Origin of the sequence: uncultured Xylophilus sp., from assembly GCA_913776965.1 — a bacterium.
Classification (GTDB): Bacteria; Pseudomonadota; Gammaproteobacteria; order Burkholderiales; family Burkholderiaceae_C; genus Xylophilus.
Genome location: CAJYQL010000076.1, coordinates 1 through 11,584 on the forward strand (window position 1 = coordinate 1; position 11,584 = coordinate 11,584).

The window sequence follows — 11,584 nt, forward strand, 5'->3', positions numbered from 1 at the left end:
TGATCACCGTGGGCCCGACGCTCAAGCTGCACCAGTGCGGCCTGCCGAAGCTGATGGCCCTGGAGCTGTTCAAGCCTTTCATCTTCTCGCGCCTCGAGCAGATGGGCATCGCCACGACCATCAAGGCGGCGAAGAAGGAAGTCGAATCCGGCACGCCGGTGGTCTGGGACATCCTGGAAGAGGTCATCAAGGAGCACCCGGTCATGCTGAACCGGGCTCCGACGCTGCACCGTCTGGGCATCCAGGCTTTCGAGCCGATCCTGATCGAAGGCAAGGCCATCCAGCTGCACCCGCTCGTCTGCGCGGCCTTCAACGCCGACTTCGACGGCGACCAGATGGCCGTCCACGTGCCGCTGTCGGTGGAAGCGCAGATGGAAGCCCGCACGCTGATGCTGGCCTCCAACAACGTGCTGTTCCCCGCTTCAGGCGAGCCCTCCATCGTGCCGTCGCAGGACGTGGTGCTGGGCCTGTACTACACCACCCGCGATCGCATCAACGGCAAGGGCGAAGGCCTGGTGTTCGCCGATACCGGCGAAGTGCAGCGCGCGTTCGATGCGGGCGAGGTCGAGCTGACCTCGAAGATCAGCGTGCGTCTGACGGAGTGGACCAAGGACAAGGCCACCGGCGAATTCGTGCCGTCCACCTCGCTGGTGGACACGACCGCCGGCCGTGCGCTGCTGTCGGAGATCCTGCCGAAGGGCCTGCCGTTCGCCAACATCAACAAGGCGCTGAAGAAGAAGGAAATCTCCAAGCTCATCAACGTGAGCTTCCGCAAGTGCGGCCTGAAGGAGACGGTCGTCTTCGCCGACAAGCTGCTGCAGAACGGTTTCCGCCTGGCGACCAAGGCCGGCATCTCGATCGCGATCGACGACATGCTGGTGCCGCCCGAGAAGGCCGGCATCATCGAGCGCGCCGAGAGCGAAGTGAAGGAAATCGCCCAGCAGTACTCCTCGGGTCTGGTGACCGCGGGCGAGCGCTACAACAAAGTGGTGGACATCTGGGGCAAGGCCGGCGACGAAGTGTCGAAGGTGATGATGGCCCAGCTGTCGAAGCAGAAGGTCACCGACCGGCACGGCAAGGAGGTCGAGCAGGAGTCCTTCAACTCCATCTACATGATGGCCGACTCGGGTGCCCGCGGCTCCGCCGCGCAGATCCGCCAGGTGGCCGGCATGCGGGGCCTGATGGCCAAGCCGGACGGCTCGATCATCGAGACGCCGATCACCGCGAACTTCCGCGAAGGCCTGAACGTGCTGGAGTACTTCATCTCCACCCACGGCGCCCGGAAGGGTCTGGCCGACACGGCGCTCAAGACGGCCAATTCCGGCTACCTGACGCGCCGCCTGGTGGACGTGACGCAGGACCTGGTCGTGACCGAGGACGACTGCGGTACCCACCACGGTTCGGTGATGCGCGCCATCGTCGAGGGCGGCGAGGTGATCGAGTCGCTGCGCGACCGTATCCTGGGACGCACCGCGGCCGACGACGTGCTGCACCCGGAGAACCGTGCGGTGCTGGCACCGGCAGGCACGCTGCTGGAAGAAGACCTGATCGAGGAGCTCGAAGCCGCCGGCGTCGACGAGGTCAAGGTGCGTACCGCGCTGACCTGCGAGACCCGCTTCGGCATCTGCTCGAAATGCTATGGCCGCGACCTGGGCCGCGGCGGCCTGATCAACCTCGGCGAGGCCGTGGGTGTGATCGCCGCGCAGTCGATCGGCGAGCCGGGCACGCAGTTGACGATGCGGACCTTCCACATCGGCGGTGCCGCGTCCCGCGCGGCGGTCGCGTCCAGCGTGGAAGCCAAGTCGAACGGCGTGATCGGCTTCAACGCCACGATGCGCTATGTGAGCAACACCAAGGGCGACTTGGTGGTGATCGCACGTTCCGGCGAGATCGTCATCCAGGACGAGCACGGCCGTGAGCGCGAGCGCCACAAGGTGCCGTACGGCGCGACGCTGTCGGTCAAGGCCGACCAGGCGATCAAGGCCGGTGCGATCCTCGCGACCTGGGACCCGCTGACCCGCCCGATCATCACGGAGTTCGCCGGTCAGGTGAAGTTCGAGAACGTCGAGGAAGGCCTGACGGTCGCCAAGCAGGTGGACGAAGTGACCGGCCTGTCGACGCTGGTCGTGATCGATCCGAAGCGCCGCGGCTCCGCCAAGGTGGTGCGTCCGCAGGTGAAGCTGGTCGATGCGAACGGCGCCGAGGTGAAGATCCCCGGCACCGACCATTCGGTGACGATCGGCTTCCAGGTGGGCGCACTGATCCAGGTGCGCGACGGCCAGGACGTGGGTCCCGGCGAAGTGCTGGCCCGTATCCCGGTCGAAGGCCAGAAGACCCGGGACATCACCGGCGGTCTGCCGCGTGTGGCCGAGCTGTTCGAAGCCCGTTCGCCGAAGGACAAGGGTATGCTGGCGGAAATCACCGGCACGGTCTCGTTCGGCAAGGAAACCAAGGGCAAGGTGCGGCTGCAGATCACCGATCCGGACGGCAAGGTCTGGGATGAACTGATCCCCAAGGAAAAGAACATCCTGGTGCACGAAGGCCAGGTGGTGAACAAGGGCGAGTCCGTGGTGGACGGTCCGGCCGATCCGCAGGACATCCTGCGCCTGCTGGGCATCGAGGAACTCTCGCGCTACATCGTCGACGAAGTGCAGGACGTTTACCGCCTCCAGGGCGTGAAGATCAACGACAAGCACATCGAGGTGATCGTGCGTCAGATGCTGCGCCGCGTGGTGGTGGAGAGCACGGGCGACTCGGGCTACATCGCGGGCGAACAGGTGGAGCGTTCGGAAATGCTCAACACCAACGACCGGCTGCGTGAAGAGGGCAAGATCCCGGCCACCTACACCAACCTGTTGCTGGGCATCACCAAGGCCTCGCTGTCGACCGACTCGTTCATCTCCGCCGCATCCTTCCAGGAAACGACGCGCGTGCTGACCGAAGCGGCGATCATGGGCAAGCGCGACGAGCTGCGTGGCCTGAAGGAAAACGTCATCGTCGGTCGCCTGATCCCCGCGGGCACCGGCATGGCGTACCACGCCGCACGCAAGGTGAAGGACCAGATGGACGAAGCCGAGCGCCGTGCGATCGCCGATGCGGAAGCGGCCGACCTGGCGGGCTCCGATGCCGACGCGGCCTCCGAAGCCAGCGAAGGTGCCGCCGCCGACTAAGCGACGCACCCTGGCTGCCGAGCCCCGGTCCGCCGCCAGGCGTGCCGGGGCTTTTTTCATGCCTGTCTTTTTGGCGATACTCCTGCGATGACTTGGCCTCTGTGGTGGTGGATCGCGCCAGCCGTGCTGGTGTTCTGGGCGGTGGGCGCGCACAACCGGCTGGTGCGCCTGCGCGCGGCCGTGCTGCAGGCATTTGCCGCACTGGACGGCCATCTGCAGCGCTGGATCGCGCTCGCGACGGCCGAACGTGCACCGTCTGCCGTCGCCGATGGAGACCCTGAAGGGCCTGCCACAGCGCCGCCCGCGCTGTCGACGCCGTTGCCGGGGGGCGGACACTGGACCGCGCTGCAGGCGGCGGCGCTGCAGCTGCAGTCGTCGCTGGGCGTTTCCCGGCTGCGGCCCCTCGATCCGGACGACACCGCCGCGCTGGCCGCGGCACGTGCGGTGCTGCAGACGGCCTGGCAGCGCCTGCTGGCCGAGGCGCCCGAGGTCGCCGGACAGCCCCGGCCCGGCAGCCTGCACCTGCTCTGGGACCAGCACGACACACAGGTCCAGCTGGGCTGCGACCAGTTCAATCTTGCGGTGCGGCGCTACAACGCCGCACTGACCCAATTTCCGGCCGCGATCCTGGCGTGGATCCTGCGGTTCCGCCCCGTGCGCACCCTATGAATTCTTCTGTTTCGATCCCTGGTGCCCCCGCGGCGCCGGCCGGTTCCGCGCCGCCGCTGTGGCAACAACTCCAGGCCGCAGCCCAGGTGCTCGCGGCGGTGCGGGGCGGCCAGTCGGCGCCGGTCGCACTGCTCGAGGTGGACGCGTCGCTGCGGCCCGGCGTGCGGGCGCTGGTGTACCGCGTACTGCGCTGGCTCGGCCAGGCCGAAGCCCTGCGGCGCAAGCTCGCACCACGCACGCCGCCGCCGCTGCCCGACGCCCTGCTGTGCACGGCGCTGGCGCTGGTCTGGCGCGAATCGGATGCTCCCTACGAACCCTTCACCCTGGTCGACCAGGCCGTCGAAGCCGCCAAGCGCAGTCCGGCCATGCGGCCGCAGTCCGGCTTCGTGAACGCCTGCCTCCGCCGCTTCCTGCGCGAACGCGACGCGCTGGTCGAGGCGACGGCGCAGGAGCCGCTCGCGCACTGGAACCATCCGCGCTGGTGGATCGAGCGGCTCAAGCGCGACCATCCGCGGCAGTGGCAGGACATCCTGCGGGCGAACAACCTGCAGGCGCCAATGGTCCTGCGGGTCAATGAACGAAAAACGACCCGGGCGCAGGTGCTGCAAGCGCTGATTGCTATCAATGTAATAGCAGAAGAGGTGGGCGAACACGGCGTGTTGCTGGGCCGCGCCCTGCCGGTGGAAGACATCCCGGGCTTCGCCGACGGCCATGTCTCGGTCCAGGACGCAGCGGCGCAGCTCGCCGCCCCGCTGCTGCTGGACGGCATGGACCGGTCGCGGCCGCTGCGGGTCCTCGACGCCTGCGCCGCCCCCGGCGGCAAGACGGCGCACCTGCTCGAACATGCCGGCGCGGATGCCGCAATCGATGTCACCGCGCTGGACATCGACCCGGCCCGCTGCGAGCGCATCCACCAGAACCTGGATCGGCTCGGCCTGTCGGCGCGCGTCGTGGTGGCCGACGCGCAGGAGCCTTCGGCCTGGTGGGGTTCGGCGGTCGAGCGCCGGCCGTTCGATGCGATCCTGCTCGATGCGCCGTGCACCGCCTCGGGCATCGTGCGCCGACAGCCCGACGTGCGCTGGCTGCGCCGCGAAAGCGACATCGGCCAGCTGGCGATCGTGCAGGCCGCGTTGCTCGCCAAGCTGTGGCCGCTCGTCGTGCCGGGAGGGCGGCTGCTCTACTGCACCTGCTCGGTGTTCCGGGACGAGGGCGACCGCCAGATCGAGGCGTTTCTTGCGCACCACACCGATGCGGTGCTGCTCCCGTCGCCCGGGCATTTATTGCCCCGCCATGGCGCGGACGCCGGGGGCGTCCGGGAGAATCTGCCCCGTGACCACGACGGATTCTTCTACGCCCTCCTGCACAAGCGCCCCGGCTGACATGCCCGCCACGCTCCGGCGGCGTCGCTGGCTGGCAGGGCTGGCGCTGACCTTGTTGCTGCCCACGACCGTCGTGACGGCGGCCGTCGAGGTGCCCCAGATGCGTCTCGAGCGCAGCGACGACGGCCTCTACCTGTCCGCCGCCCTTGCTTTCGATCTGCCGCCGCTGGTGGAAGATGCGCTCTACAAGGGCATTCCGCTGTTCTTCGTGGCCGAGGCGCGGGTGCTGCGCGAGCGCTGGTACTGGACCGACCAGCGGGTCGCGGTGGTGCAGCGCCATATGCGCCTCGCTTACCAGCCGCTGACCCGGCGCTGGCGGCTCAATGTCTCGCCGCAGCCGTTCGGCACCGCGGGTCTCGGCGTGGCGCTCAGTCAGAATTTCGAGGAGCTGAACGAGGCGCTCGACGCGATCCGGCGCATCTCGCGCTGGCGCATCGCCGACATCGCGCTGCTCGATCCGGAGCAACGCTACACCGTCGGATTCGATTTCCGGCTCGACACCTCGCAGCTGCCGCGCCCGCTGCAGATGGGCATCGCGGGGCGATCCGACTGGAGCCTGTCGGCGGATCGCACGCTGCAGTTGCCGCCGGAGAGCGGACGGTGACCGGACGCCCCGCGCCGCACTTGGTCGCGGGCGACCGCTACTCGCTGCTGCGCTCCCGCGCCATGCGCTGGGCCGTCGGCATCGGTGCCGCGACCATGGTGTCGATCGGGCTGGTGCTGATGTTCCTGCTGACCCAGGCCACCAACAACCGTGTGCTCTACGAGCGCAACTACGGCCGGCTGTTCACCGTCAACGTCGTCGTCGCGGCTATGCTGTTCGCCGTCATCGCCTGGATCGGGGTGCGGCTGTTCGTGCGGCTGCGCCGCGGCCGGTTCGGCAGCCGGCTGCTGGTCAAGCTGGCGGTCATCTTCGCGGTGCTCGGGTTTCTGCCGGGCATGCTGATCTACACCGTGTCGTATCAGTTCGTGTCGCGGTCGATCGAGAGCTGGTTCGACGTCAAGGTCGAGGGCGCGCTCGACGCCGGTCTGAGCCTCGGGCGGGCGACGCTGGATGCGCTCGCCAGCGACCTGGCAGGCAAGACCCGCAGCGCCGGAGCGCAGATCGCCAACGTGCCGGACGCCGCGGCCGGACTGGCGCTGGAACGCATCCGCGACCAGCTGGGCGCCAATGACGTGGTGCTGTGGAATGCGCAGGGCAACCTGATCGCGAGCGCGGGCCAGTCGCGCTTCCAGCTCAATCCGGAACGGCCGGGCGCCCCCCTGCTGCGCACCGTGCGCAGCCAGCGGTCGGTAGCGCAGGTCGAAGGGCTGGACGACCCGGCGCTGGCCGGTGGGGACGCTCCGGCGCCGGCGCGCATCAAGGCGATCGCGCTGGTCGCGAGCGGCGGGGTGGAGCTGACTTCGGAAACCCGTTATCTCCAGGTGACGCAGGCGCTGCCGCCGACACTGGTCGCCAACGCCATTGCGGTGCAGGAGGCCAACCGCGAGTATCAGGAGCGGGCGCTTGCGCGGGAGGGCCTGCGGCGGATGTACATCGGCACGCTCACGCTGAGCCTGTTCCTGGCGGTCTTCGGCGCGGTGTTGCTGGCGGTTGTGCTCGGCAACCAGCTGGCGCGGCCGCTGCTGGTGCTGGCCGAGGGCGTGCGCGAGGTGGCCGCCGGCGACCTGAGTCCCAAGGCAGTGCTGCAGGGCCGCGACGAACTGGGCGGCCTGACCCGCTCGTTCGCCGACATGACCCAGCAGCTCGCCGACGCCCGGGCTGCGGTGGACAAGAGCATGGCGCAGGTCGATACCGCCCGCGCCAATCTGCAGACCATCCTCGACAACCTGACCGCCGGCGTGATCGTGCTCGATGCCGGTGGCCGCATCCTGTCCTCCAATCCGGGGGCGACCCGCATCCTGCGGGTGCCGCTGGCTGCGCTGGAGGGCGAGTGTCTCGACGATGTACCCGGTCTCGAAACTTTCGCCCGGCAAGTGCGGGCCCAGTTCGAGGCTTTCCTCGGCGAGCGCAGCCAGCACGGCCTGGACCACTGGCAGGAATCGTACGAACTGCATGCCGCGCCTTCGGGTCCGACGCAGGCGGAGACCACGACCACGCTGATCGCCCGCGGCGCAGAACTGCCAGGCGCCGCGCGTCTGCTGGTGCTCGACGACATTTCCGAAATCGTCTCGGCCCAGCGCGCCCAGGCGTGGGGCGAAGTCGCACGACGGCTGGCGCACGAGATCAAGAACCCGCTCACGCCGATCCAGCTGTCTGCCGAGCGGCTGCAGATGAAGCTCGACGGCAAGTTGGACGGGCCCGGGCAGGCGGTGTTGGACAAGTCGGTCCGTACCATCGTCGACCAGGTCGATGCGATGAAACGGCTGGTCAATGAATTCCGGGACTACGCGCGCCTGCCGGCGGCCGAGCTGCATCCGGTAGACCTCAATGCGCTCGTCGCGGACGTGCTGCAGCTCTACGACCACGGCACGGCCAGCGTGCCGGTGCAGGCCGACTACGACAGCGACTGCCCGCCGGTCCGCGGCGATGCGCAGCAGCTGCGCCAGGTGATCCACAACCTGGTGCAGAACGCGCAGGACGCGACCGAGGCGGCGCACCGCGACGGACCGCCCCCGCCGGTGGTGATTCGGACGCGGTGGAGCGCGTCCACGCAGCGGGTACGCCTGACGGTGCTCGACCGCGGTACCGGATTCGCGGACAACATCCTCAAGCGGGCGTTCGAGCCTTATGTGACGACGAAGTCGAAAGGGACCGGTCTCGGCCTGGCCGTGGTCCGCAAAATCGCCGACGAACATGCCGCTCGTATAGACATAGGCAACCGTTCGGAGGATGGTGTTACGGTCGGCGCGCAAGTCTCGCTATCATTGCCCGCTGCCCTGACGGCTGCGGGCTGATCCCGCACCCACCCTCATTTTCAACCGAAGTGCACACTATCGTTGGTGCCGCTTCGAGATCAACCGGTTCAATCGGCTTCTTTCGCTATGGCAAACATTTTGGTGGTCGATGACGAGTTGGGCATCCGCGATCTGCTGTCGGAAATCCTGAACGACGAAGGCCATGCGGTAGAGCTGGCCGAGAACGCCGCACAGGCCCGCAACGCCCGGGCGAACGGCGCCTACGACCTCGTGCTGCTCGACATCTGGATGCCCGACACCGACGGCGTCACGCTGCTGAAGGAATGGGCCGCGTCGGGCACCCTGACGATGCCGGTCATCATGATGAGCGGCCACGCCACGATCGACACCGCCGTCGAAGCGACCCGTATCGGCGCGCATGCGTTCCTGGAAAAGCCGATCACCCTGCAGAAGCTGCTGAAAGCGGTGGAGCAGGGCCTGCAGCGCGGGACGCTGAAGGCCCCAGCGCCCGTTCCTGCGCCACTGCGGCCGTCTGCATCGCCGCCAGCAGGTGCGCCGGCCGCCGCCGTGGTCGATGCGGTGCCGGCGGCCAGCATGGGTGGGTCGCCCGTCGGCGAACCGGCGGCGAACAGCGTACCGATGCGCCCCGAGGCCGCAGGCCCGCGCCAGCACCAGCTCTTCGATCTGGATCGGCCGCTGCGTGAAGCCCGGGACGGATTCGAAAAGGCGTACTTCGAGTTCCATCTGCAGCAAGAAGGTGGCTCCATGACCCGCGTGGCGGAAAAGACCGGCCTGGAGCGTACCCACCTGTACCGCAAGCTACGCCAGCTGGGTGTGGATCTGATCCGCAACAAGCGGAATGCGGCCTGAATAGAATTCGATCAAAAGCCGTGCTATACTTTGCGGCTCCGGCCCGGTAGCTCAGTTGGTAGAGCAGCGGATTGAAAATCCGCGTGTCGATGGTTCGATTCCGTCCCAGGCCACCATATTTGGAAAGCCGCTACGACTCAAACAGTTGTAGCGGCTTTTTCGTTTGCGCAATCGACGGGGCAGGGCGATAAAAAGGACGCAAAAGCGCGGCTTTGCAAGCCCCGATACAGCTAACTCCGCAGCAAGACCAAGCCGGGTGGCAGAGCTTCGCCGAACACGCGCTGCCGGTCTGCGTCTTCCAGAAGCGTCACTTCCCGCACCATCGCCGCCCAGCGCGCAGGCATCTGGGTTTGTTGCAGCTGCCCGGCTAAAGCCATCCGCACCGCTTCCGGCAGATCGCGTGCCCGGTCGCCGGTCGCTTGGGCCATTAGCGCCACGGCGAACGCGGAAGGTTCATGGCGGGCCCAGTCCGGGGCGATGGCGGTGATGGTGTGGAGCCACTGCTCGACCGTGGCGGCCGGCAGGACGTGGTGCGTGCTGGCATAGAGGGGCTGGCGGGCGCCGAGGCGGCCAAGCGCCCACCAGAGTTCGGTCGTCGGTTGCCGTCGCAGCCGCTGCAGCAGCCAGCCGCCGAACTGCGTCTTGTCGGCCGGCGCAATGCGTTCGAACGAGGCCGCCATGCGCAGCAGTTCGTCGGGCGCCTGCATGCGCGGGCCTTTGGGGGCAGGGATGTCGGTGCCGCCAGCGGGCTGCAGGTAGTAGGCAATGACGTCGTACACCATCTGCTGCGGTTCGGCGTCCAGGCCGCCCGCGATGCGGCGCCAGAGGGTCCACCATTCGGACCATTGCTGGCTGTCGTCACTGTGTGCGATGCCGGGGCCGAACAGCTCCCACATCTGCTGCATGCGCCAGCCGTCGAGCGGGTCGCCGAAGCCGGGGCGCAGGGTGAAGCCGACGAGGTTGAACCAGGTGCGTTCGTGCTGGGCGGAGCGGCGGCGGCGCCTGGCGCCCTGCAGCAGGGCGCCGAAGAGGGTGCGCAATAGCGGCGTGGGCCAAGTGGCGCGGTCGCCGAGCAGGCGCTCCAGGGTGACGCGCAGCTGGCGGACCTCTTTCGCGTCCACGCCCTGTTGCTTCTTGCCGCCGTAGACGCGGTCGATGGCGGTGAGGGCTTCGGACAGGCGGGGGTGCGTCGTGGTCGTGGCCGTGGCCTTGGATCGGGATGCGGCGGAAGCGGTCTTGGCGCCGGTATGCGTGTCGGCACCTGCATTCCCGTCGTCATGCACATCCTGCGTGGCCGCATCGCCGCGCAATTGAAATTCAAGCTGCCAACGCCGGGTGGGCTGGTCGCTTTTGCCGTCGCTGTCGGCTCCTTCTGCATTCACGGCGACGCAGTGCATTTCCAGCGTGCCGACGTCGGTGATGCGGGCTTCGAGCTGCACCTCGACCTGTGCCGCACCGGCTGCGCCGCCTGCACTTCCTGCCGAAGTGGTAGCGGGTAGCACGGTGGCGATGGGCGGCAGGCGCTGCAGGCCTTGGTCATCGTCTTGTAGGGCGACGAGATCCCCGGCGCGGTGGTGGCGATCGGCGGCGCTGGTGGCCAAGTTGAAGCGCACGGGCCGGCCCAGGCGCAGGCGGAAGCGCCGGTCCGCGAGCCGCACGGTGTCGCCTTCGGGCGTGCCCTGCGGCAGCACGCAGACGCCCTGGTCGCCATCGAGCGCAAGGTAGTAGGCGCGAGCCGCACTGCTGCGGATGCGGGGTGCGCTACCGGCGCGGGCCATGGCGTAGGCGACGGCGCCGCGCGCGACGGCGGCGTCGAGGCGGGGTCCGTCGACCTCCAGCAGGCGGATGGATGGAGCACTGGCCGGCTGCCAGCCGCGCAGTGTGGCAAGCAGGCGGTCGCGCAAGGCCTGGGCGTGGAATACGCCGCCGTTGAGCAGCACGGTGTCGGGCAGGGCGCCCCCCTGGCACTGCAGGAATGCGGCGATGTGGCGGGTGATGGCGGCGTCGTGGGCGTAGGGCAGGCCGAATTCGACGAGGGCGCCACGGCCACGCACGGGCTGCGCATCGGCGGCCACCTGCGGGAAAAAACCTTCGACCAGCAGCCGGTCCACGTCGGCGCGCGTGAGGGTGGCGGAGCGCGCGCCGCCGATCAGCCGGCTGCCGCTGCCCTGGAGCGTGACGGTGGTCTCCGCGGGGCCGTCCGGGGCGAGCAGGCGCTCCTTGGCGCTGCGGCAGCGCTGGGTGAGCTGGGCGAGCTGGATCGCCGAGAGCGGGGCATGCGCGGGCTGGCCCGGCTGGCTGGGTTGGCCCGCCGGTCCGCCCGACAGCCGCGGCTCGATCCAGCGGGCGAGCGCGAGGTCCATGTTGTCGCCGCCGAGCACGAGGTGGTCGCCTACGCCGGTGCGCGCGAGCTGGGGCTGGCCGGCGGCGTCCAGCGTGACGTCGATGAGGGTCAGGTCGGTGGTGCCGCCGCCCACATCGACCACGAGCAGGCGGCGCGTGCCGGCCAACTGGCTGGCGAGGCCGGCGCGGTGGGCGAAGACCCAGTCGTAGAACGCGGCCTGCGGTTCTTCGATGAGGTGGACGGCTCCCAGGCCGGCGAGTGCGGCGGCCTGCAGGGTGAGCTGGCGCGCGCCT

The 11,584-nt window shown here is 68.7% G+C and carries 7 protein-coding genes and 1 tRNA gene; 7 read left to right on the forward strand and 1 reads right to left on the reverse strand.

Translation table 11 applies throughout. The features are described from left to right. The 7 genes from rpoC to QZ500_RS11510 all read left to right on the forward strand — a co-directional run. Positions 1-3,170 (forward strand): DNA-directed RNA polymerase subunit beta' (rpoC, locus tag QZ500_RS11480; RefSeq protein WP_295855347.1); only part of this gene is annotated, 3,170 nt, incomplete at its 5' end. A gap of 87 nt (positions 3,171-3,257) precedes the next feature. After that, a complete protein-coding gene (locus QZ500_RS11485; RefSeq protein WP_295855350.1) occupies positions 3,258-3,839 on the forward strand; it encodes a LemA family protein in 582 nt (193 codons plus the stop codon). Next, the gene (gene rsmB / locus QZ500_RS11490; protein ID WP_295855353.1) at positions 3,836-5,218 is read left to right on the forward strand and encodes a 16S rRNA (cytosine(967)-C(5))-methyltransferase RsmB; all 1,383 of its coding nucleotides are present in this window, start codon (positions 3,836-3,838) and stop codon (positions 5,216-5,218) included. The genes QZ500_RS11485 and rsmB overlap by 4 nt, the downstream gene beginning before the upstream one ends. Before the next feature lies 1 nt (position 5,219). Then, positions 5,220-5,822 carry a DUF4390 domain-containing protein gene (locus QZ500_RS11495; RefSeq protein WP_295855358.1) on the forward strand — a complete coding sequence of 201 codons (603 nt, stop codon included), beginning with the start codon at positions 5,220-5,222 and terminating at the stop codon, positions 5,820-5,822. Between the two features lie 62 nt (positions 5,823-5,884). Beyond that, positions 5,885-8,116, forward strand: a complete 2,232-nt coding sequence (locus QZ500_RS11500) for an ATP-binding protein (RefSeq protein WP_295855363.1) — start codon at positions 5,885-5,887, stop codon at positions 8,114-8,116. A gap of 87 nt (positions 8,117-8,203) precedes the next feature. Further along, positions 8,204-8,947 (forward strand): response regulator, encoded by a 744-nt coding sequence (locus tag QZ500_RS11505; RefSeq protein ID WP_295855366.1) that lies wholly within the window; start codon positions 8,204-8,206, stop codon positions 8,945-8,947. A 40-nt stretch (positions 8,948-8,987) separates the two neighbouring features. Further along, a tRNA-Phe gene (locus tag QZ500_RS11510) sits at positions 8,988-9,063 on the forward strand. Positions 9,064-9,177: 114 nt separating this feature from the next. Here the strand turns inward: QZ500_RS11510 and QZ500_RS11515 are convergent. Further along, on the reverse strand, positions 9,178-11,584 hold a 2,407-nt coding region (locus QZ500_RS11515; RefSeq protein ID WP_295855361.1), incomplete at its 5' end, for an Hsp70 family protein.

What these genes read in the sequence shown, in the direction of transcription:
- rsmB (WP_295855353.1), top strand. Translation starts at nt 3,836, where the DNA reads ATGAATTCTTCTGTTTCGATCCCTGGTGCCCCCGCGGCGCCGGCCGGT.
- QZ500_RS11485 (WP_295855350.1), top strand. Translation starts at nt 3,258, where the DNA reads ATGACTTGGCCTCTGTGGTGGTGGATCGCGCCAGCCGTGCTGGTGTTC.
- QZ500_RS11495 (WP_295855358.1), top strand. Translation starts at nt 5,220, where the DNA reads ATGCCCGCCACGCTCCGGCGGCGTCGCTGGCTGGCAGGGCTGGCGCTG.
- QZ500_RS11505 (WP_295855366.1), top strand. Translation starts at nt 8,204, where the DNA reads ATGGCAAACATTTTGGTGGTCGATGACGAGTTGGGCATCCGCGATCTG.
- QZ500_RS11500 (WP_295855363.1), top strand. Translation starts at nt 5,885, where the DNA reads ATGCGCTGGGCCGTCGGCATCGGTGCCGCGACCATGGTGTCGATCGGG.